The sequence below is a fragment of the Mycobacterium sp. OAE908 genome (assembly GCF_017872775.1).
In the GTDB taxonomy this organism is placed as follows: Bacteria; Actinomycetota; Actinomycetes; order Mycobacteriales; family Mycobacteriaceae; genus Mycobacterium.
The window spans coordinates 4697275-4718450 of the sequence record NZ_JAGGJL010000001.1; the positions used below are offsets into that span (position 1 = coordinate 4697275).

The following is a 21176-nucleotide window of genomic DNA, read 5'->3' on the forward strand; positions in this document are numbered from 1 at the left end:
AACTTTCGCTGCTGGAATACCGTTTCGACGAGTACTAGGTTCTCGCGTAGCGCTTGGCGGCGTAATCCCGCAAGTTGTAGAGGAATTTCTGGAATGTCCGCGCCATCAGCGGGCGGCCAAGGGTCATTCCGATGCGGCTGGCGAAACCGTTCGGCTGCATCGCCATCACCCACGTCAGATGACAGCCGGTGGTCGTCGGCACGATGCGGTAGTCCTCGGCGAACGCCGCGATGCTGCGGCTCGAGGCTTGGTTGAACCGAAAAGCCATGTGCGTGAAGGGCTCCCACGCCAGGAATTCCTCGTCGCCGACGATGCCGCCGCGCATGTCGACCGTGCGGGTGGTGCCTACGCCGTGGGGTTGCGGACTGGTCCACGTCACCTTTGTGATCGCGGTTGCCCACTGTGGCCACGACTCGGCATCGTCGAGGATCTCGAACACCTGCTCGGGCGTGATCGCGAGGTCGACGGTGGAGACGAAGCGAAACGGTGCGCTGTCGATGAAGTCCAGGCCGACGCGTTCACAAGCGTGCATGGCCATACACAGTAGATGACGGTGTCTAGCCGGGGCCGTCGCTTGCCGCAGCCAATAGCGGCACCAGCACTTCGCTGATCGGAGCGGCGATGCCGTGCGCGGCGGCCTTGCGCAGGATCACGCCGTTGCGGATGTCCCACTCCAGCGGCCGGCCCGCTTCGCGGTCGGTCAGCATCGAGGTGGTGATGTCCGGCGGGGCCTGCGCCAGCATGCCGATGATCTCGTCGATCACGTCATCATCCAGGTTGGCGCCCTCGGCGCGTGCTACGGCGAGGCATTCGGCCAGATACCGCCGCCCCAAGGCGGCCACGTCGTCGCGACGGAACGCGCCCGAGCGCCGACCGGTCAGCACCATGACCGCGACGACGGCGTTGACCAGCAGCTTGTGCCATGCCGCGGTGCGGAAGTCGGGATCCAGCTCGACGATCACCCCAGCTGGTCGCAACAACTCCGCCAGTACCGCGGCTGCCTCGCTATCCGGCAGCACCAGCCGCGGCTCGGTGCGCACCCGCACCCAACCCTCCGGCTGGACTTCTGCGGACAGCCAGACGGCCGCGGGCACCACCGTCGATGTCGGGCAGAACCGGCCCACCCGCTCGACCTGCTCGACGCCGTTCTGCAGCACACACACCACCGTGCGGTTGTCGCACAGCCCCGCCAACCACACGCCGGCCTGCTCGTTCTGGGTGTCCTTGACGGCGATGAACACCACGTCGACGGGTCCGTCGACCTCGGCCGGATCAGCGTGCACGGGTCCCGGCAGCGTGATCGGCGCCTGGTCGTCGGGCCGGACCTCGATCGATGAGCGCGGTCTGTGCCCGCACAGCAGGACAGGGTGGCCAGCGGCGTGCAGGTAGGCGGCAACGGTTGCGCCGATGGCGCCGGGTCCGATCAGAGCGATGCTGGTGCCCACCATCGCCAAGTTACCGGCGGTCAGCCCCCCTCTACACTTGGCAATCGTCTCGTCAGGCCATCAACAGGGAGATTTCGTGCTGCGCACACATGCCGCCGGTTCGCTGCGGTCCACCGACGCCGGGCAGAAGGTGACGCTCGCGGGTTGGGTGGCGCGTCGTCGCGACCATGGCGGCGTCATCTTCATCGACTTGCGCGACGCGTCGGGGGTCGCGCAGGTGGTGTTCCGTGAGGGTGACGTGCTGGCCCAGGCGCACCGGCTGCGCGCCGAGTTCTGCATCGCGGTGGACGGTGTCGTCGAGATCCGGCCGCAGGGCAACGAGAATCCCGAGATCCCCACCGGCGAAATCGAAGTCAACGCGACATCGCTGACGGTACTGGGGGAGAGCGCGCCACTGCCGTTCCAACTCGACGAGACCGCAGGCGAAGAGGCCCGCCTGAAATACCGCTACCTTGATTTGCGCCGCGAAGGTCCTGGCAACGCAATTCGATTGCGCTCCAAGGCAAATGCTGCCGCCCGCGAGGTGCTTGCCCGACACGACTTCGTCGAGATCGAGACTCCGACGATGACACGGTCCACGCCCGAGGGCGCCCGCGACTTCCTGGTGCCCGCCCGCTTGCAGCCGGGAAGCTTCTACGCGCTGCCGCAGAGTCCGCAGCTGTTCAAACAGCTGCTGATGGTGGCAGGCATGGAGCGCTACTACCAGATCGCCCGCTGCTATCGCGACGAGGACTTCCGCGCCGACCGTCAACCCGAGTTCACCCAGCTCGACATGGAGCTCAGCTTCGTCGACACCGAGGACGTCATCGCGATCTCCGAGGAGATCGTCAAGGCGTTGTGGGCGCTGATCGGTTACGACGTGCCAACCCCGTTGCCGCGCATGACATACGCCGACGCGATGCGGCTGTACGGGTCCGACAAACCCGATCTGCGGTTCGGTCTGGAGCTCGTCGAGTGCACCGACTACTTCTCCGATACCCCCTTCCGGGTGTTCCAGGCGCCCTACGTCGGGGCCGTGGTGATGCCGGGCGGGGCCTCGCAACCGCGGCGCACGCTCGACGGCTGGCAGGAGTTCGCCAAGCAGCGCGGCCACCGTGGGCTGGCCTACGTGCTGGTGAACGACGACGGCACGCTCGGCGGCCCGGTGGCCAAGAACCTGTCCGACGCCGAGCGCGAGGGGCTGGCCGCACACGTCGGCGCATCGACCGGTGACTGCATCTTCTTTTCGGCAGGCCCGGCCAAGTCGTCGCGCGGGCTGCTCGGTGCGGTCCGCATCGAAATCGCCAGGCGGCAGGACCTGATCGACCCGAACGCGTGGGCCTTCACCTGGATCGTCGACCCGCCGCTGTTCGAACCCGCCGACGAGGCGACCGCGCACGGCGACGTGGCCGTTGGCTCGGGTGCGTGGACGGCGGTGCACCACGCGTTCACCGCACCCAAGCCGGAGTTCGCCGACAGCGTCGACACCGACCCGGGTGCCGTGCTGGCCGACGCATACGACGTGGTGTGCAACGGGAACGAGATCGGCGGCGGCTCGATCCGTATCCACCGCCGCGACATTCAGGAAAAGGTGTTCGCGGTGATGGGCATCGACAAGGCCGAAGCCGAGGAGAAGTTCGGATTCCTGTTGGAGGCGTTCACCTTTGGCGCACCGCCGCACGGCGGCATCGCATTCGGGTGGGACCGGATCAACTCGCTGCTGTCGGGCATGGATTCGATCCGCGAGGTCATTGCGTTCCCGAAATCCGGCGGCGGCGTCGACCCGCTGACCGGTGCACCCGCGCCGATTACGCCGCAGCAGCGCAAGGAATCGGGAATCGACGCGAAACCCGAGAAAAAGGACTAAGCCGGCTCGGGTGTGCGAACCGCCGCAAAGAAGCGGCGCAGTGCCTCGGCCATCTGAGCGCGTATCGAGGCACCCGAAAGCACCACGTCGACCATCGTCAGCGAGTGGTGGGTGTGGCCCCTGGCGCCGAGGTGCTCGGTAGGGACGCCCGCTGCCGCCAGCGCGGCGGCGTATGCCCTGCCGTCGTCCCGTAACGGGTCGAACTCTGCGGTTACCACGATCGCGGGCGGTAGCCCGGACAAATCGTCGGCACGCAACGGCGCGAAGCGCGGGTCGCTGCGCTGGGCTTCATCGATGTAGTGGTTGTAGAACCACTCGGTCAGCGGCGTCGTCAACAGGTAGCCCTCGGCGTTCTCGACGAATGACGTCATCGCGGTGCCACCGCTCGCGGGCGGTGTCAACAAGACCTGCCCGACGATGTGCGGACCGCCCATGTCTCGCGCCAGTTGGCAGACCACCGCAGAAAGCCCGGCACCTGCGCTCCACCCGGCCACCGCGACTCCGCCCGGACGGCCGCCGAGCGTCTCGACGTTGTCGGCGACCCACCGCAGCGCGGCCAGGGCGTCGTCGACCGCCGCAGGGAACCGGTGCTCCGGTGCGTGGCGGTAATCCGCCGAGATGACGATCGCGTCGGTGCGGGCGCAGAGGTCTCTGCACAGCGGCTCATCTGAAACGGCATCGCCAACCACCCAACCGCCACCGTGGAAATACAGGACGACGGGGTGCGGGCCAGGCGTTGTGGGGCGATACAGCCGGTATGCGAGATCGCCTGCGGCCCCTGGCAATACGCCGTCGACGATTTCACCGACATCCGGACCAGGCGGCCGGTCCGCGAGCATCTGCAAGTAGAACGCCCGGGCTTGCGGTACTGACATCGACTCCATCAGCGGCAGCTCCATCGCCGCCATTTCCATCAGGACCATCTCGACGTCGGGCTGCAACCGGCGGACCACACCGTCGTTGCATTTAGAGCCCTCGGGACCAGACAGCGTGAAGCCTAAGTAGTTTCGGGCGACGACTTCGTCGCAGCTGGCGCGGTAGAAGTCGACACCCGCACAGTACGGCAGGAAGACTCGCGGCTTGCCTGGCACATTGGCGCCCATGTACCAGGAGTTGGCGGTGGGGAAGAGCGTGATGGCGCCGCAGTCGGCGACATGTTGCATCCACCCGGCCTCAGCCGTTTCGGTGGGCTCGATGACGTCAAGGCCGGAAGCGCTCATATGACCGAGGCAGTCGAGCACCCAGTCCACGTGCTGTTCGATCGAAACGGTCATGTTCGACAGCACCGACGGGCTTCCCGGGCCGGTGATGAGGAACAGGTTGGGGAAGCCGACCGTCGTCAATCCGAGATAGGTCTGCGGCCCATTGGCCCACTTCTCCGTCAGCGCCAAGCCGTGGCGGCCTTTGATGTCGACGGCGGTGATCGCACCCGTCATGGCGTCGAAACCAGTGGCGAACACAATCACGTCGACGGGGAACGATTCGTCGGCCGTATCGATGCCGGTTTGGGTGATTTCTCTGATCGGGTGCTTCCGGATGTTGACAAGGCGCACATGCGGCAGGTTGTAGGTGGCGTAATAGTTCGTGTCGAGGCACGGCCGCTTCGTCCCGATGTGGTAGTCGCCCGGGCACAACTCGAGAGCTGTCTGCGGATCGTCGACGATGGAGCGGATCTTGTTCCTGACGAATTCGGCGAACTCGTCGTTGGCGGCGGGATTGCTGAGCACGTCGGCGAACACGGTGAACGACTGCAGCAGCAGCCCCTGCTCCCATACCCGTTCGTAGCGCTGTTGGCGGACGGCCTCCGAGACGCTGAACGTCGTGGTGATGTCGCGCTCTGCGGGGATGCCGTTGGGTGACACCTTTGCCGCGGCGCGGTATTCGGCCTCGTTGTCGAGTGGCGCGAGCATCTCCGGGGTCACCGGCCCGTTGTGCGCCGGGATGCAGAACGTTGGGGTGCGCTGGAAAACCACCACTTGTTGCGCCTGTTCGGCGATGGCCGGAATCGACTGCACCCCAGAGGAACCCGTTCCGATGACGGCCACGCGCTTGCCGGCGAAGTCGACCGGGTCGTGCGGCCAGCGGCTGGTGAGATACACCTCGCCAGCGAACCGGTCAAGACCGTCGATCTCGGGAGGCTTCGGTATGGACAGACATCCGGAGGCCATCACGACGAACCGAGTGGTGACTTCGTCTCCGGTGTCGGTATGGATGCGCCACAGGGAGGCTTCGTCGTCCCAGTGCGCCTGCTGCACCCTGGTCGAGAAGGTGATGTGGCGGCGCAGGTCGTGCTTGTAGGCGACGTGGTTCAAGTAGCGCAAAATCTCGGGCTGGGTGGCGTACTTCTCCGACCATTGCCACCCGCTGCGCCAATCAGGGTCGAAGCTGTACATGTAGTCGATGCTGGGGATGTCGACGCGGGCCCCGGGATAGCGGTTGCAGTACCACGTGCCGCCGAGGTCATCGCTCGCTTCGAAAATCCGCATGCGGTATCCCGCTCGGCTGAGCCGGTAGGCCAGGTACAAACCCGCAATCCCCGCGCCCACCACGACGACGTCTACCTCAGGTCCGCTCGTGTCGGTCATCAACCGATCATCACGCCCCGCTGACCTGCTGTACCGGGTACTGCAATACTCGAGTCCCCGGGAATAGACCCCAAGCGTGTAAAGCTTGAAGGAGCAATGACCCAGCCACCCGACATCGAGACGACCAAAGCGTTCAACGCGAAGATCGCCGACGAGTTCCGCGCCAACGACGGCAAGGTCGGCGCCTTCGAGGGCAACGAGTTGCTGCTGCTGACAACCACCGGCGCCAAGTCGGGTGAGCCGCGACTGTCGCCGTTGTCGTGCAAGCGCATCGACGGGAAGTTGGTGGTCGTCGCGGGTTATGGCGGCGCCGACGTCAACCCGGCGTGGGTGCACAATCTTCGTGCCAATCCCCGCGCGCACGTCGAACTGGGCGGCGAGTCCTTCGACGTCATCGCACGCGAACTGACGGGCGCCGAACGTGAGGCGATCGTTCCCAAGCTCACCGCGATCGCGCCGCAGTTCGCTGATTTCCAGGCGAAGGTCAGCCGCGTGATCCCGATCTTCGAACTCGACAAGGCGTAGGACGCGATGCCGGTGCGCGTCGGGATCATGCTGCCCAGCCGGGAAACCGCAATGACGGGACAGCACGACGCGCCGGGCCTGGTCGAGTACGCCCGGACCGCGGAAGCGGCCGGCTTCGACTCGGTGTGGGTCGGTGACTCACTCTTGGCGCGGACCCGTGGCGAACCACTGTCGATCCTGTCCGCGGTCGCGGCTGTGACGGAGCGGGTCGCGCTCGGGACCGCGGCGCTCATCGGGCCGTTGCGCCAACCGCTTCTTGCTGCCGCGCAGGCGGCCACCGTCGACCAGTTGTCTGCCGGCAGGCTGATTCTCGGGCTCGGGTCGGGCGCGCCGCTGCCGGAGAGCCGCCGTGAATTCGACGCGGTCGGAATGCCGTTCGCCGGGCGCGGCACCCGACTGGACAAGACTGTCGCGCTGTGGCGTGAGACATGGAGTGGCCAAGGCGAATTCGCCGATGCGCTGCCGCCTGCGCAAGCGGGCGGGCCGCCGGTGTGGCTGGCGGGCGGGGACACGGCGAAAGTCATCGAGCGCGTGTCGGCCACCTATGACGGCTGGCTGCCGTACCTGCCCGACGCCAATGCCTATGCGCGAGCGTGGGATCGGATTCGCGCACAAGCGGTCCGCGAGGTCACTCCGGCGTTGTACGCGACTGTCAACCTCAGTGGTGCGGGCGCCGACGCCGAACTCGACGAGTACCTGCGCTCCTACTACGGCCAACCGCTCGACGTGATGCGCCACGTCCAGGCAATCCGCGGCGGCTCGGTCCAGGAATGTCTTGACTGGCTGGCCCGCTATGTCGACGCGGGCGCTCAACACCTGATCCTGCGGATCGGCTCGCTGCGCCCGCGGCCCGAATCCGTAGCCGAACAATTGTTGCCTGCATTGAAGGAGATCTGATGACTGAAATACCCGACGCAGAAACGATGAAGGCGTTCAACAAGAACATCGTCGATGAGTTCCGCGTCAACGGCGGGAAGGTCGGCGGGCCCTTCGAAGGCGCGACCCTTCTGTTGCTCACGACCACCGGCGCCAAGTCGGGCCAGCCGCGGCTGGCTCCGCTGGCCTACCTGACGATCGACGACAAGATGATCATCGTCGGATCGAAGGCGGGCGCTGACACCAACCCCGATTGGGTGCACAACGTTCGGGCCAACCCGCGGGCGCACGTCGAGGTCGGCACCGACGCCTACGACGTCACCGTGCGCGAGTTGCCGTCCGAGGAGCGGGACGCGACATATCCGAAGGTTGTCGAGTTGGCGCCGGGTTTCGGTGAGTACCAAGCGAAGACGAGCCGCGTCATCCCGCTGTTCGAACTGCAGCGGGCCTAGGGACTTGAAGATTGCACTCAGGGTCGTGAAAGGCACCGGATCACGACCCTGAGTGCAATCGGGAGGGGCAAGTCTTACAGCCGCTCGATGATGGTCGCGTTGGCCATGCCGCCGGCCTCACACATCGTCTGCAGCGCGTAGCGGCCGCCGCGCTGTTCGAGCGCGTTGACCATCGTCGTCATGATGCGCGCACCGCTGGCACCCAGCGGGTGACCGATCGCGATCGCGCCACCGTTGACGTTCGTCTTCGCCAAATCAGCGCCGACATCGTGTGCCCACGCCAGGACCACAGGTGCGAACGCCTCGTTCACCTCGAACAGATCGATGTCGGCGAGCGTCAAACCTGCTCGCGCCAAGACCTTTTCGGTCGCGGGGATGACGCCGGTCAGCATGTACAGCGGGTCCGACCCGACGACCGTGGCCGTATGGATGCGGGCCAGCGGACGCAGGCCGAGGAGCCGTGCCGCTTCGCTGGTGGTGATCAACACCGCTGCGCTGCCGTCCGACAACGGCGATGAGTTGCCTGCGGTGATCTCCCATGTGATCTGCGGGAAGCGTGCCTCGTACGCAGGGTTGTAGAACGCCGGCTTCAAACCTGCCAGCGTGTCAACGGTGGTGCCGGGGCGGATGATCTCGTCCGTCGTCAGGCCCGCGATCGGCGCCAGTTCGTTGTCGAATCGGCCCTCTTTGGTTGCCGCCGCGGCCTTTTCGTGGCTACTCGCGGAGAATTCGTCGAGCTGTTGCCGGGAAAAACCCCACTTCGCGGCGATCAACTCCGCGCTGATGCCCTGCGGCACAAGGCCTTCGGGATAACGCTGCGCCATTTGACCGAACGGATCGCTGCCCGGCAGGACACTCGAGCCCATCGGCACCCGGCCCATGGACTCGACACCCGCGGCGATCACGACGTCGTAGGCTCCCGAGATCACGCCCTGGGCCGCGAAGCTGATGGCCTGCTGGCTGCTGCCGCACTGACGGTCGACCGTCGTACCCGGGACACTCTCGGGGAAGCCGGCGCCCAGCACCGCGTTGCGGGCGATGTTGACCGCCTGGTCGCCCACCTGGGTGACCGCGCCCGCGATGACGTCGTCGATCTGCGTCGGATCGATTCCGGTCCTGTTGACCAGTTCCTTCAGGCTGTGCGCCAGAAGGTCGACCGGCAGCACGTCGTGCAGCGCCCCGCCGGCTTTTCCTTTTCCGATCGGGGTGCGTACCGCACCCACGATGACTGCATCCCGGCCCACGTATCCGGCCATTGCCGCCTCCTGACAGACTCGACGCTGAGTAGTGCTCTCTATATCCAGCTATAACACCTAGGTATAGTGAGAGCAACCCAGGAAAGGAGTGACGTGCATGACAGTGCTGCAAGGGCCGCTCGTCGACCGTGACAAGTGGTCGGCTGTCGGCGAGTGCCCGATCGAGAAGACGATGGCATTGCTGGGCACCAAGTCGGCAATGCTGATCATGCGGGAGGCGTTCTACGGCACCACTCGGTTCGAAGACTTCTGGCGGCGCGTCGGCATCACCAAGGCTGCGGCCTCGGCGCGGCTGGCCGAACTCGTGGACGCAGGTCTGCTGGAGCGCAGGCCGTACAAGGAACCCGGGCAGCGCAGCCGCGACGAGTATGTGCTGACCGCCGCTGGGACGGATTTCATGCCGGTGGTATGGGCGATGTTCGAGTGGGGTCGACGGCACCTGCCGTACAACGCCTCGCTACAGCTTGCGCACAAGGATTGCGGCGCCGAGGCGACTGTCGAGATCCGTTGCGAGCGGGGCCATCAGGTGCCCGCCAACGAGCTGGTGGTTCAGCTCGCAGGCAGGTGATCGGAAGCTGATTCACAGCCGAAGGGAACGGGGCAGCGGTTTGCCCGCAGCTACGGTGAGCCATGTCGAACACCCCTGTCCACCACGGTCTCGTCCCGCCGAGGCTGCCCAAGCCCATCAACCCGGCGCTCGCCAAGCACTACGAAGCCCGCGCCGCCAGCATCCAGAATCGGATCGCCGACGTCATCACGCGATTTGCCGGTTCGATGGCGTTCGTCTACTTCCACATCCTGTGGTTCGCGGTGTGGATCATCTTCGGCATCGAGGGCTATCCGTTCGGGCTGCTCACGATGATCGTGTCGCTAGAGGCGATCTTCCTGTCGACGTTCGTGATGATCAGCCAGAACCGGGCCGACTTCAAACGCCAAGCCGCCGCCGATCAGCAGTGGCAGATGGTGCAGGAAGAGGATCAGCAGAACAAGCAACTGATCGAGCTGACCAACCAGATTCTCGAGCTGACGCGCGCCGTGCACGCGATCACATGTGCTGACGGCCAACATAATTCGACTGCAGTCAACGGCTCTGCAGAAACGCCTTAGCCAACGTCTTCGGTGCCTGCGCCAACCACGCCTCGGTGATCAGCTCCTCGAGTTCGGGCACGCCGATCTCGGCAAGGCGCACCAGCACGGCCGGGTAGCCGTCGAAATGTGGGGTGGTGAAATACACCCGCGGATCGTCGGCGATGAGCGCGAACTTGACCCCCTCATCAGCCACTCTGGCGCCGAGGATGTCGCCTTCGGGGGCGTCGGCGCCGAGCGCCGCCAAGTCCGACGTGCGCAGCGGCCGCTCCCACGCGATCAACTTTTTTCGCACCCGCCAGTTGTGCGGCGACGCCTCGGCTGTCTCAGGAAGCCCAGCGACTAATCGCCTGACGTCCGCCCAGGTGGCCACGACATCACGATAGGCCGGAGCCATGCGCGCACCGCAACCTTGTGATGGGATCTGTCGATGGGCATCAAGGTGGCGCTGGAGCACCGCACCAGCTACACATTCGATCGGCTGGTGGAGGTGTATCCCCATGTCGTTCGGCTGCGGCCCGCGCCGCATTCGCGCACCCCTATTGAGGCCTACTCGCTGTCCGTCGAACCCGCCGATCACTTCGTCAACTGGCAACAGGACGCATTCGGTAACTTCCTGGCCCGCCTGGTCTTTCCGACCCGCACCCGCAGCCTGACCATCACCGTCGGCCTGATCGCCGACATGAAGGTGATCAATCCGTTCGACTTCTTCATCGAGGACTGGGCCGAACAGATCGGCTTCCAATACCCCAAGGCGCTCGCGGAGGATCTCAAGCCGTATCTGCGGCCGGTCGACGAGGAGGGCGAAGGGTCGGGGCCCGGTGAGCTCGTCCAGGCGTGGGTGAAGAACTTCTCGGTTGCGCCCGGCACCCGCACCATCGATTTCCTGGTCGCGCTCAATCGTGCGGTGAACGCCGACGTCGGCTACAGCGTGCGGATGGAACCCGGTGTGCAGGCACCGGATTTCACGCTGCGCACCGGAATCGGTTCGTGCCGCGACTCGGCGTGGCTGCTCGTGTCGGTCCTGCGGCAGCTGGGCCTGGCCGCCCGGTTCGTATCGGGCTATCTGGTGCAGCTGACTTCCGACGTCGAGGCTCTCGACGGACCCTCGGGCCCCGCAGCCGACTTCACCGATCTGCATGCCTGGGCGGAGGTCTACATCCCCGGCGCCGGGTGGATCGGGCTCGACCCGACGTCGGGCCTGTTCGCCGGCGAGGGGCACATTCCGTTGTCGGCGACGCCGCATCCGGAGTCGGCGGCACCCATCACCGGCGCGACCGAGCCATGCGAGACCACGCTGGATTTCACGAACGTGGTGACCCGCGTGCACGAGGATCCGCGTGTCACGCTGCCCTACACCGAAGCCGCATGGGGCGCGATCTGCGCGCTGGGTGCCCGCGTTGATCAGCGGCTCGCCGACGGTGACGTGCGGCTGACCATCGGCGGTGAGCCGACCTTCGTCTCGATCGACAATCAGGTGGATCCCGAGTGGACCACCGACGCCGACGGGCCGCACAAACGAGAGCGAGCCTCTGCGCTGGCGGCCCTGCTGAAGAAGGTGTGGGCGCCGCAGGGTCTTGTGCAACGCAGCCAGGGCAAGTGGTATCCCGGAGAACCCTTGCCGCGCTGGCAGATTGGGCTGTTCTGGCGACACGATGGCCAACCGCTGTGGAATGACGAGGCGCTGCTGGCCGACCCGTGGCGGCCCGAGGTCGAATTGCCCGCGCTCGCACCGGATATCGGGCACCAGCTATTGAATGCGATTGCCGACGGCCTCGGACTGCCAGGGTCCCAGGTGCGACCGGCGTACGAGGACGCGTTGGCCCGGCTGGCGGGTGCGGTGCGCCGGCCAGAGGGTGAGCCCGTTGCTGCCACAGACGATCTGGAGGCCGACAGCGCCGACGCCCGTGCTGCCCTGGTATCGCGGCTCGACGAATCTGTCGCCGAACCCGCCGCGTACGTGCTGCCGTTGCATCGTCGCGACGACGACTCGGGATGGGCGAGCGCCGACTGGAAACTGCGCCGCGGGCGCATCGTGCTGCTCGAAGGCGATTCACCGGCCGGCCTGCGGTTGCCGCTGAACTCGATCAGTTGGCGTCCGCCGCGGCCGTCGTATGACGCCGACCCCTTGCGTCGGCGCGCCGCTTTGCCTGTCGACTCCGAGGCGGAGACGGCGGCGGTCGAGGACGCCGACTCCGCGCCCACCACTGCGCTTCTCGCGGAGATCCGCAGCGGCTACCTGTACGTCTACCTGCCGCCGACCGAGGAACTCGAGCACTTCGTCGATCTGGTCAGCCGAGTCGAAGCAGCCGCCGCCAAGGTCGACGTGGCCGTGGTGATCGAGGGCTACGGACCACCGCCCGATCCGCGGATCGCGTCGATGTCGATCACTCCCGACCCGGGCGTGATCGAGGTCAACGTCGCTCCGACGGCCAGCTTCGCCGAGCAGAAACAGCAACTGCAGACGCTCTACGAGCAGGCCCGCCTGGCCCGGCTGTCGACTGAGTCGTTCGACGTCGACGGCACGCACGGCGGAACCGGCGGAGGCAACCACATCACGCTCGGCGGCGTCACGCCCGCCGATTCGCCGCTGTTGCGCCGCCCCGACCTGCTGGTTTCGCTGCTGACCTATTGGCAGCGCCACCCGTCGCTGTCGTATCTGTTCGCCGGTCGGTTCATCGGCACCACCTCGCAGGCACCGCGCGTCGACGAGGGCCGCGCCGAGGCGCTCTACGAACTCGAGATCGCGTTCGCCGAGATCGCGCGGCTGAGCTCCGAACCGGGTGCGACGAAACCCTGGGTCACCGACCGCGCGCTGCGTCATCTGCTCACCGACATCACCGGCAACACGCACCGCGCCGAGTTCTGCATCGACAAGCTGTACAGCCCCGACAGCGCACGCGGCCGCCTCGGGCTGTTGGAGCTGCGCGGCTTCGAGATGCCGCCGCACTATCAGATGGCGATGGTGCAGTCGCTGTTGGTGAGGTCGCTGGTGGCGTGGTTCTGGGAGGAGCCACTGCGGGCCCCGCTTATCCGGCACGGCGCCAACTTGCACGGACGGTACCTGTTGCCGCACTTCGTGATTCAAGACATCGCTGATGTAGCTGCCGACCTGCGTGCGCACGACGTCAACTTCGACACCAGCTGGCTGGACCCGTTCACCGAGTTCCGGTTCCCGCGGATCGGCACCGCGGTGTTCGACGGCGTGGAGATCGAACTGCGTGGCGCGATCGAACCGTGGAACGTGCTCGGCGAGGAATCCGCGGTAGCAGGCACGGCCCGCTACGTCGACTCGTCGGTGGAACGCATCCAGGTCCGGCTCATCGGCGCCGACCGTCACCGCTACGTCGTCACCGCCAACGGCCATCCGATCCCGCTGCTGGCCACCGACAGCGCCGATGTCCAAGTCGGCGGGGTGCGCTTCCGCGCATGGCAGCCGCCGAGCGCGCTGCACCCGACCATTACCGTCGATGGGCCGCTGCGCTTCGAACTGCTCGACACGGTGACGGGGATGTCGCGCGGCGGTTGCACCTATCACGTGTCGCACCCGGGTGGTCGCGCATACGAAACGCCACCGGTCAACGCCGTGGAGGCCGAGTCCCGCAGGGGCAGGCGCTTCGACGCGACGGGCTTTACCCCCGGCAAGGTCGACATGTCGGACATCCGGGAGAAGCAAGCCCGCCAATCGACCGATGTCGGTGCGCCGGGCATCTTGGATCTGCGCCGGGTGCGTACCGTTCTGCAGTGATGGCCCTTCCCGCACCGAACACGCACGACATCGACAACCTGCTCGCCCGGTATCGCGCCGCGCGTTCACAGCAGGCGCTGTTCGATGTGCGCGGCGACCGAGCGGGCACCGGATACGACGAATTCGTCGACGCGGCAGGCAATGTCCGGCCGGCCTGGCAGGAGCTCGCCGAATGCGTGGGGGAGCGCGGCCGCGTCGGGTTGGATCAGCTGCGGTCGATGGTCCGCGGCCTGGTCGACAACGACGGCATCACCTACATCCAGGTCGACAGGCACGGCTCGGTCGTTGGCCAAGCGCAAACCAACGGCGACGGCACCGCGGAGCCTGGCCCATGGCATCTCGACGCGCTGCCGCTGGTGCTGTCCTCGGCGGAATGGGACGCCCTGGAATCAGGTTTGGTGCAACGCTCCCGGTTGCTCGATGCGGTGCTGACCGACCTCTACGGCCCCCGCGACGCGGTGACCAGCGGCGTGCTCCCGCCGCAGCTGCTGTTCGCGCACCCCGGCTACGTCAGGGCGGCCCGCGGCATCGAGGTGCCAGGTCGCCACCAGCTGTTCCTGCACGGCTGCGACATCAGCAGGGCCGCCGACGGCAGTTTCCAGGTCAACGCCGACTGGACCCAGGCACCGTCGGGCGCGGGCTATGCGCTGGCCGACCGGCGAGTGATCGCGCACGCAACCCCTGACCTGTACGAGCGGATCGGGCCGCGGCCCGCCTCGCCGTGGGCGCAGGCGTTGCGCCTGGCGCTGATCGATGCGGCTCCGGAGTCGGCAGAGGAGCCAGTGGTGGTGGTGCTGTCTCCCGGTATCCTCTCCGAAACGGCCTTCGACCAGGCCTACCTGGCCAGCGTGCTGGGTTTCCCGCTGGTGGAGAGCGCCGACCTGGTCGTGCGCGACGGCAAGCTGTGGATGCGGTCGCTAGGCACGCTCAAGCGCGTCGACGTGGTGCTGCGTCGGGTGGATGCGGAATACGCCGATCCTCTTGATCTGCGGGCAGATTCGCGGCTCGGCGTGGTCGGCCTTGTCGAGGTGTTGCGCCGCGGCGCGGTGACGGTAGTCAACTCGCTGGGCAGCGGCATCCTGGAAAGTGCTGGGCTGCTTCGGTTTTTACCCGAGCTGGCCGAACGGCTGCTCGGGGAGACGCCGCTGCTGCAGACCGCGCCGTTGTATTGGGGCGGCATCAACACCGAACGCTCGCATCTGCTGACCAACCTGTCGTCGTTGCTCATCAGGTCGGTGTGCGGCGGCGACCCGATCGTCGGACCGGCGCTATCGTCGGTGCAGCGCAAGGAATTGGGATCGCGCATAGAAGCCACCCCGTGGCAGTGGGTAGGCCAGGAGTTGCCGCAGTTCTCATCGGCGCCCACCGACTATTACCCGGGCGGGCTGTCGTCGGCCAGCGTCGGCATGCGGTTGTTCACCGTGTCGCAGCGCAGCGGCTATGCGCCGATGATCGGCGGCCTGGGGTATCTGCTGGCCCCTGGCACCGCTGCCTACCGATTGAATTCTGTTGCGGCCAAGGATATCTGGGTGCGTACGTCCGCCCGTGTGACCGCCGAGCGGATACCGACCGCTGTGGAACTTCCCGCGATGACGCCGAGCCCGACGCGCGCGGTCAGCTCGCCGCGTGTGTTGTCCGACCTGTTCTGGATGGGCCGCTACGCGGAGCGCGCCGAGAACATGGCCCGGCTGTTGACCGTCACCCGCGAGCGCTATCACGAATACCGGTACCGCCGCGAGATGGAAGGCAGCGAATGCGTGCCGGTGCTCCTCGCCACACTCGGGCACATCACGGGGACCGACACCGGGGGAGGCGGCGACTACGCCGAGATGGTCGCGACGGCTCAGAGCACGCTGTGGTCGCTGACCGCCGACCGGCACCGGTCCGGATCGCTGGCGCAATCGGTGGAACGACTGGGGTTGGCCGCGCGCGCCGTTCGCGACCAGATGTCCAACGACACGTGGATGGTGCTGGCCGCAGTCGAGCGGGCGCTGCTGCACGCTCCGGATGGGCCACCCGAGTCGCAGACCGAGGGCGAGGCGTTCCTGTCGTCGACCAACAATCTGACCCTGGCGGGGATGCTGGCGCTGTCAGGTGTCGCCGCGGAGTCGATGGTGCAGGACGTCGGCTGGACGATGATGGACATCGGCAAACGCATCGAACGCGGGTTGGCATTGACGGCGCTGCTGCGGGCAACCTTGACGACGGTCCGCAGCGCAGGCGCAGAGCAAACCATCACCGAGTCGGCGCTGGTGGCTTGCGAGTCGTCGGTCATCTACCGGCGGCGAATGCTGGGCAAGGTTAGTGTGGCTGCTGTGGCGGACCTGGTGTTGTTCGACACCGAGAATCCCCGGTCGCTGGTCTACCAGCTCGAGCGGCTGCGGGCCGACCTGAAGACGCTGCCCGGATCCTCTGGCTCTTCGCGGCCCGAGCGGCTGGTCGACGACCTCATCACGCGGCTGCGCCGGCTCGATCCCGCCGACCTGGAAGTGGTCGGCGCGGACGGCACGCGAGCCGAACTCACCGACCTGCTCAACAGGATGCATCGCGACTTGCGTGAGCTGTCCGGTGTCATCACCGCGACCCACCTCTCGCTGCCCGGTGGCATGCAGCATCTTTGGGGTGCCGACGAACGTCGTGTGGTGCCGTGACCGACGGCCCGATCGCGTCGCCGTCGACCCGTTGCTACCAGATCTCGCACAGCACGGTGTACCGGTACTCGGATGTCGTCACCAGTTCCTACGGTCGCGGATTCTTGACCCCGCGAGACTCGACGCGTCAGCGGTGCCTGTCGCACGAGCTGATCATCGAACCCGAGGCCGCAGACAGCTCTACCAGCCGCGACGGGTATGGCAACATCAGCTCGTATTTCCATGTCACCGAACGCCATAACACGCTGTCGATTCGCAGCAATTCGGTGGTGGAGGTGGATCCGCTGCCGCCCGAGCTGTACGGCGGCGGGTCGGCGCGCGCGCCGTGGGAGATCGCCCGACCCGTCGGCCTGGACGGAGCGTTGGCCACCGAGTTCACGTTGGACCTGCGGCCTGCGGAGATCACCGACGAGCTACGCGCTTATGCCGCACCGAGTTTCGAGCCCGGTCGGCCGTTGATCGAGGTGCTTCGCGACCTGACGTCGCGGATTTTCACCGACTTCACGTACCGGTCGGGATCGACGACGGTGTCCACGAAAGTCAGCGAGGTTTTGGCGGCGCGAGAAGGGGTATGTCAGGACTTCGCGCGACTGGCCATCGCTTGTCTGCGTGCCAATGGGTTGGCGGCCAGCTATGTGTCGGGATATCTGGCGACAGACCCGCCGCCGGGGAAGGAACGCATGGTCGGCATCGACGCGACGCACGCGTGGGCGTCGGTGTGGACGCCGCAGAACCAGTGGCTGGGTTTGGATCCCACCAACGACCAGATGGTCGACGAGCGTTACATCTATGTAGGGTTCGGCCGTGACTACGCGGATGTGCCGCCGCTGCGCGGCATCATCTACACCGACGCCGAGAGCAGCGTGATCGACGTCTCGGTAGATGTAGCGCCCTATGAGGGCGGTGTGCTGCGTGCGTGATTTCCTCTGCCCCAACTGCGGCCAGCATCTGGCCTTCGAGAATTCAGTGTGCCTGAATTGCGGTAGCGCCCTTGGCTTCTCGCTGCCGGACATGGCGTTGCTGGTGATCGCACGCGGTGAAGCGAGTGACCACGGCGGTGCCGTCGATGCCGCCGACTACCAGTTGTGCGCGAATCTTCACCTGGCGGAATGCAATTGGCTCGTGGAGAAGGGCCCCGTCGCGCGGCTGTGTGCGTCGTGCGTACTCACCCGCACCCGTCCCAACGACAATGACACGACGGCGCTGGCCGCGTTCGCAGCCGCCGAGAAGGCGAAACGTCGGCTGATCGCCGAGCTCATCGAACTGAAGCTGCCGATCGTCGGCCGCGACGAGGACCCGCAGTTCGGGTTGGCGTTCGACCTGCTGTCCAGTGAGCAGGAGAAGGTGTTCACCGGCCATCACAACGGCGTGATCACGCTCGACCTGGCCGAAGGTGACGACGTGCACCGCGAGCAGTTGCGTGTCGCGATGGCCGAGCCCTATCGCACACTGCTCGGGCATTTCCGGCACGAGATCGGGCACTACTACTTCTACCGACTGGTCGAGCCGTCGGAGCAGTATTCGAAGCAGTTCCGCGAACTGTACGGCGATCCGGATGCCGACTATCAGGCGGCGCTGGACCGGCATTACAAAGAGGGGGCGCCTGCGGGCTGGGAGGACGATTATGTGTCGTCTTATGCCACCATGCATCCCGCCGAGGACTGGGCCGAGACCTTCGCGCACTATCTGCACATCCGCGACACGCTGGATACGTCCGCCGCGTTCGGCTTTGCTGCCGCCGCCGCGACCTTCGAGCGACGGGTATTGGGCCCCAGTGGATTTGACGCGATCATCGATATGTGGCTGCCGCTGGCGTGGGCGCTCAACATGATCAACCGGTCGATGGGTCGAGAGGACTTGTATCCGTTCGTGCTGCCGCCGCCGGTCCTCGACAAGATGCGGTTCATCCACACGGTGATCGAGGAAACCACCACGTAACCACTGCGCTAACTACCGCGCTAACTACCGCGAGCGTGCGTGTCTGCACGTCGACACGCGGCAAAACGCGTGCACCTCGCGCACTATCGACGCCCGCGAGCGTGCGCGAAATGCTCACAATTGGCGGCGTGTCTGCGTGCAGACACGCACGCTCGCGGTAGTCGAGGTTGGGCGTTCAGGTCCAGTACCCCGCGGTGGTGGCGTACAGCCGCGCGACTAGCTCGGCGACGGGTAGCTGCCGCAGCGCCGCGCTGAGCACCTCGACGCTGACGGTGCCGTCGAAGCCCTGGTCGAGAAATGTTGCGGCGAAACGAGTCAACTCAAGTATGCCTTCGCCGGGCACGGCGCGACGGTGCAGGCTCTCGCGGATCATCCGCTCGCGAAACTCGGGTTCCAGCGCGTCCGTGAACTGCAGATAGGCGATGTCGTCCAGCGGCACCGTGGCCAGGTCCTCCCACGTGTTGGAGCTGAAGCAGAAGTGCCAGGAGTCGATCATCAGGCCAGCCCGCGCGGTCTGGCTCGCAGCCCGTACGTACTCCATGCCGTCGCTGATCGTCGGAATCGCACCGAGCGGTGTGTATTCCACTGCGAGACCTGCCCCGGCATCGTCGAACAGCTTGGCGCAGCGCTGAATTCGCTTGGGAGGCACCCTGTGGGTGAATACCGTGAGCACCCACTCCGCGCCGATCGCCTGCGCACGGTCGGCCAGCTGCTCGGCGCTTGCCATCATGGCGGACTCGTCGTCGCCGACGATGAAGGCGAGCAGCTCGTGGCAACGCACGCCGGCGGCGGCGTACGCCTCGACGGCCCAGGCGTCGACCTTCTCGACGTTGATCCCCACTGCGCCGAACCCCGCCGCGCTCGCCGCCGACACGAGGTCGGCCGTCGCGACGTCCCACTTGCCGTCGGGGGTCAGCGCCAGCCGCATAGGAACGCCTTTCCGCGCGGCGAAAGCCGATAACCCACGTCGAGGCTGATGGTCAGGCCCAGTCCCTTGAGCTGACGTACGCGGCGTTTGAAGCGAGGCACATCCAGTCCGACGCGCGCTGCCAGATCCGGCGCCCGCACCCCCTCGTTCGCGCCAATCATCTCCAGATACTGTCGCGTCCAAGGAGATTCGGCCGCGGCATCCCAGCGGGCCAGGCGGTCGGCGATCGCGTGGACGTCGCCCTCTGAGAGCCGGTCGTCTGCGGCCAGATCGGGTCGCTCGTCTGGAGCCAGATAAGACACCGCGATCAGGTAGGTGTGTTTGGCCGGGCGGCGGTCGAGGTCCTTCTGCGCGGACTTCGCGTCCGGGTACCCTGCGGCGCGCGCCTGTGCGGCGGTCACCCGGTATTTCGCCGGATGCTCGGCAACCTCGTCGATGCGGATGGTGCCTGCCACGGTGCGCTGGGTGCCACCGGCCTTGGCGCGCGGGGCGTCCCACCGCCGCAGGACGAGTGTGATGTCTCCGTTAGCAATGCCTTCGGCCGTGTCGCGGTTGAGCAGCACGCGTCTGACCCTACGATCGCCCGGTGGCTGATCGCTATGGCTCCGATGTACTCGCAAACAACCCGAACCGAAGGCCCCGCTCTACCGAACAAGCGGTGGAGATGGGCATGGTCGTCGAGGACGCTCAGACCGGCTACGTCGGCGCGGTGGTGCGTGTCGAATGCGGCCGGATGGAACTCGAGGATCGGCATGGGCGACGCAAGCCGTTCCCGATCGGACCGGGCTATCTGGTCGACGGGAAACCGGTGATCCTCACCGCGCCAAAGCGTTCGGCGCCGACGGCTCCTGCACGCACCGCGTCGGGCTCGGTGGCGGTGCAGGCCAAGGCCAAGGTCGCGCTGGCCAGCCGGATCTACGTCGAGGGCAGGCACGACGCCGAACTGGTCGAGCAGGTGTGGGGCGACGACTTGCGCGTCGAGGGCGTTGTCGTCGAATACCTCGGTGGTGTCGACGATCTCGTCGGCATTGTCGAGGAGTTTCAGCCAGCCTCCGGCCGCCGCCTCGGCGTGCTCGTCGACCACCTGGTGGCAGGCTCGAAAGAGGCCCGGATCGCTGAAGCGGTACGCCGCGGACCCGGTGGGGAGCACACCCTGGTCGTCGGTCATCCGTTCATCGACATCTGGCAGGCGGTGAAGCCGGCGCGCCTGGGCATCTCGTCGTGGCCGGTGGTGCCGCGCGGCACCGACTGGAAGAAGGGTGTCTGCAAGGCGCTGGGCTGGCCCCACACGCAGCAGGCCGACACCGCCAACGCGTGGCGTCGGATTCGGGGCAGGGTGCGCGACTGGAACGATCTGGAGCCGGCGCTCATCGGTCGGGTCGAGGAGCTGATCGACTTCGTGACCGCCGGCGCTTAAGCCAGCGTGTGGCCTGTCGTGCTGTCGACATGGTCGGGTATCTCGCCCTCGTGCCGATCGCCGGTCGTCGAGGTGCCGCGAGGCTCGAACATGAGGATGGAGCCGCCCGGCGACGACGGCTTGTGCTCGGTGCCCTTCGGCACGACATACGTGTCGCCCTTGCGCAGCACGACGGTGGCTTCGATACCGTCGGCGTCCCGCACCGCGACGTGGAACTCGCCGTCGAGTACGAGGAAGAATTCGTCGGTGTCTTCGTGGACGTGCCAGACGTGCTCGCCCTCCGTGTGGGCGATTCGGACGTCGTAATCATTGACCTGGGCGACGATTCGCGGGCTGTAGATGTCGGCGAACGAACCAAGCGCCTCGGTGAGATTGACGGGTTTGGCTATCACGATTCGAGAGTATGTCCGCTTCCCGTGGTAT

The 21176-nt window shown here is 66.4% G+C and carries 19 protein-coding genes; 11 read left to right on the forward strand and 8 right to left on the reverse strand.

Annotated features, from left to right (window positions below; translation table 11 throughout):
• Positions 1–34: 34 nt before the first annotated feature.
• The gene (locus J3E61_RS23225; RefSeq protein WP_210085136.1) at positions 35–538 is read right to left on the reverse strand and encodes an SRPBCC family protein; all 504 of its coding nucleotides are present in this window, start codon (positions 536–538) and stop codon (positions 35–37) included.
• Between the two features lie 19 nt (positions 539–557).
• A complete protein-coding gene (locus J3E61_RS23230) occupies positions 558–1448 on the reverse strand; it encodes an oxidoreductase (RefSeq protein ID WP_210085137.1) in 891 nt (296 codons plus the stop codon).
• Between the two features lie 73 nt (positions 1449–1521).
• Here J3E61_RS23230 and aspS point away from each other — a divergent pair, with 73 nt between their 5' ends.
• Positions 1522–3291, forward strand: a complete 1770-nt coding sequence (aspS, locus tag J3E61_RS23235; protein WP_210085138.1) for an aspartate--tRNA ligase — start codon at positions 1522–1524, stop codon at positions 3289–3291.
• On the opposite strand, the gene J3E61_RS23240 is transcribed toward aspS, so the two are convergent.
• Positions 3288–5876, reverse strand: a complete 2589-nt coding sequence (locus J3E61_RS23240; RefSeq protein ID WP_210085139.1) for an alpha/beta hydrolase fold domain-containing protein — start codon at positions 5874–5876, stop codon at positions 3288–3290. The two genes, aspS and J3E61_RS23240, sit on opposite strands and share 4 nt — an antisense overlap.
• A gap of 96 nt (positions 5877–5972) precedes the next feature.
• On the opposite strand from J3E61_RS23240, the gene J3E61_RS23245 reads away from it, so the two are divergent.
• Genes J3E61_RS23245 through J3E61_RS23255 form a run of 3 tightly spaced genes read left to right on the forward strand, consistent with a single transcriptional unit; the run spans position 5973 to position 7729 of the window.
• Entirely contained in the window at positions 5973–6401 is a 429-nt protein-coding gene (locus J3E61_RS23245) for a nitroreductase family deazaflavin-dependent oxidoreductase (RefSeq protein ID WP_210085140.1), read from the forward strand.
• Between the two features lie 6 nt (positions 6402–6407).
• Positions 6408–7298, forward strand: a complete 891-nt coding sequence (locus J3E61_RS23250) for an LLM class flavin-dependent oxidoreductase (RefSeq protein WP_210085141.1) — start codon at positions 6408–6410, stop codon at positions 7296–7298.
• The gene (locus J3E61_RS23255; protein WP_210085142.1) at positions 7298–7729 is read left to right on the forward strand and encodes a nitroreductase family deazaflavin-dependent oxidoreductase; all 432 of its coding nucleotides are present in this window, start codon (positions 7298–7300) and stop codon (positions 7727–7729) included. The genes J3E61_RS23250 and J3E61_RS23255 overlap by 1 nt, the downstream gene beginning before the upstream one ends.
• A gap of 74 nt (positions 7730–7803) precedes the next feature.
• On the opposite strand, the gene J3E61_RS23260 is transcribed toward J3E61_RS23255, so the two are convergent.
• Positions 7804–8985 (reverse strand): thiolase family protein, encoded by a 1182-nt coding sequence (locus J3E61_RS23260; protein ID WP_210085143.1) that lies wholly within the window; start codon positions 8983–8985, stop codon positions 7804–7806.
• A 97-nt stretch (positions 8986–9082) separates the two neighbouring features.
• On the opposite strand from J3E61_RS23260, the gene J3E61_RS23265 reads away from it, so the two are divergent.
• A complete protein-coding gene (locus tag J3E61_RS23265) occupies positions 9083–9553 on the forward strand; it encodes a winged helix-turn-helix transcriptional regulator (protein WP_192720742.1) in 471 nt (156 codons plus the stop codon).
• A gap of 62 nt (positions 9554–9615) precedes the next feature.
• On the forward strand, positions 9616–10092 hold the full coding sequence (locus J3E61_RS23270; RefSeq protein WP_210085144.1) for a DUF1003 domain-containing protein: 477 nt from the start codon (positions 9616–9618) through the stop codon (positions 10090–10092).
• Here J3E61_RS23270 and J3E61_RS23275 read toward each other — a convergent pair.
• The gene (locus tag J3E61_RS23275; RefSeq protein WP_210085145.1) at positions 10067–10444 is read right to left on the reverse strand and encodes an MmcQ/YjbR family DNA-binding protein; all 378 of its coding nucleotides are present in this window, start codon (positions 10442–10444) and stop codon (positions 10067–10069) included. The genes J3E61_RS23270 and J3E61_RS23275 overlap by 26 nt on opposite strands.
• Before the next feature lie 57 nt (positions 10445–10501).
• On the opposite strand from J3E61_RS23275, the gene J3E61_RS23280 reads away from it, so the two are divergent.
• Genes J3E61_RS23280 through J3E61_RS23295 form a run of 4 tightly spaced genes read left to right on the forward strand, consistent with a single transcriptional unit; the run spans position 10502 to position 18408 of the window.
• Positions 10502–13819 carry a transglutaminase family protein gene (locus J3E61_RS23280; RefSeq protein ID WP_210085146.1) on the forward strand — a complete coding sequence of 1106 codons (3318 nt, stop codon included), beginning with the start codon at positions 10502–10504 and terminating at the stop codon, positions 13817–13819.
• Positions 13819–16470: a circularly permuted type 2 ATP-grasp protein gene (locus tag J3E61_RS23285; RefSeq protein ID WP_210085147.1), complete on the forward strand. Its 2652-nt coding sequence runs from the start codon at positions 13819–13821 to the stop codon at positions 16468–16470. Before J3E61_RS23280 ends, J3E61_RS23285 begins: the two co-directional genes overlap by 1 nt.
• Positions 16467–17390 (forward strand): transglutaminase family protein, encoded by a 924-nt coding sequence (locus tag J3E61_RS23290; protein WP_210085148.1) that lies wholly within the window; start codon positions 16467–16469, stop codon positions 17388–17390. The genes J3E61_RS23285 and J3E61_RS23290 overlap by 4 nt, the downstream gene beginning before the upstream one ends.
• Positions 17383–18408 carry a putative zinc-binding metallopeptidase gene (locus J3E61_RS23295; RefSeq protein WP_210085149.1) on the forward strand — a complete coding sequence of 342 codons (1026 nt, stop codon included), beginning with the start codon at positions 17383–17385 and terminating at the stop codon, positions 18406–18408. Before J3E61_RS23290 ends, J3E61_RS23295 begins: the two co-directional genes overlap by 8 nt.
• 175 nt (positions 18409–18583) lie before the next feature.
• Here J3E61_RS23295 and J3E61_RS23300 read toward each other — a convergent pair whose 3' ends face one another.
• Positions 18584–19336, reverse strand: coding sequence for a sugar phosphate isomerase/epimerase (locus tag J3E61_RS23300; RefSeq protein ID WP_192720735.1), 753 nt, complete (start codon positions 19334–19336; stop codon positions 18584–18586).
• The gene (locus tag J3E61_RS23305; protein WP_210085150.1) at positions 19321–19899 is read right to left on the reverse strand and encodes a hypothetical protein; all 579 of its coding nucleotides are present in this window, start codon (positions 19897–19899) and stop codon (positions 19321–19323) included. The genes J3E61_RS23300 and J3E61_RS23305 overlap by 16 nt, the downstream gene beginning before the upstream one ends.
• Positions 19900–19922: 23 nt before the next feature.
• Here J3E61_RS23305 and J3E61_RS23310 point away from each other — a divergent pair, with 23 nt between their 5' ends.
• Positions 19923–20753: a DUF3097 domain-containing protein gene (locus J3E61_RS23310; protein ID WP_210085151.1), complete on the forward strand. Its 831-nt coding sequence runs from the start codon at positions 19923–19925 to the stop codon at positions 20751–20753.
• Here the strand turns inward: J3E61_RS23310 and J3E61_RS23315 are convergent.
• A complete protein-coding gene (locus J3E61_RS23315) occupies positions 20750–21145 on the reverse strand; it encodes a cupin domain-containing protein (RefSeq protein WP_210085152.1) in 396 nt (131 codons plus the stop codon). The two genes, J3E61_RS23310 and J3E61_RS23315, sit on opposite strands and share 4 nt — an antisense overlap.
• Positions 21146–21176 lie beyond the last annotated feature (31 nt).

Coding starts and splice junctions, on each gene's coding strand:
- J3E61_RS23225 (WP_210085136.1), bottom strand. CDS start 538: ATGGCCATGCACGCTTGTGAACGCGTCGGCCTGGACTTCATCGACAGC.
- J3E61_RS23260 (WP_210085143.1), bottom strand. CDS start 8,985: ATGGCCGGATACGTGGGCCGGGATGCAGTCATCGTGGGTGCGGTACGC.
- J3E61_RS23250 (WP_210085141.1), top strand. CDS start 6,408: ATGCCGGTGCGCGTCGGGATCATGCTGCCCAGCCGGGAAACCGCAATG.
- J3E61_RS23280 (WP_210085146.1), top strand. CDS start 10,502: ATGGGCATCAAGGTGGCGCTGGAGCACCGCACCAGCTACACATTCGAT.
- J3E61_RS23300 (WP_192720735.1), bottom strand. CDS start 19,336: ATGCGGCTGGCGCTGACCCCCGACGGCAAGTGGGACGTCGCGACGGCC.
- J3E61_RS23270 (WP_210085144.1), top strand. CDS start 9,616: ATGTCGAACACCCCTGTCCACCACGGTCTCGTCCCGCCGAGGCTGCCC.
- J3E61_RS23230 (WP_210085137.1), bottom strand. CDS start 1,448: ATGGTGGGCACCAGCATCGCTCTGATCGGACCCGGCGCCATCGGCGCA.
- J3E61_RS23285 (WP_210085147.1), top strand. CDS start 13,819: ATGGCCCTTCCCGCACCGAACACGCACGACATCGACAACCTGCTCGCC.
- J3E61_RS23265 (WP_192720742.1), top strand. CDS start 9,083: ATGACAGTGCTGCAAGGGCCGCTCGTCGACCGTGACAAGTGGTCGGCT.
- J3E61_RS23240 (WP_210085139.1), bottom strand. CDS start 5,876: ATGACCGACACGAGCGGACCTGAGGTAGACGTCGTCGTGGTGGGCGCG.
- J3E61_RS23245 (WP_210085140.1), top strand. CDS start 5,973: ATGACCCAGCCACCCGACATCGAGACGACCAAAGCGTTCAACGCGAAG.
- J3E61_RS23255 (WP_210085142.1), top strand. CDS start 7,298: ATGACTGAAATACCCGACGCAGAAACGATGAAGGCGTTCAACAAGAAC.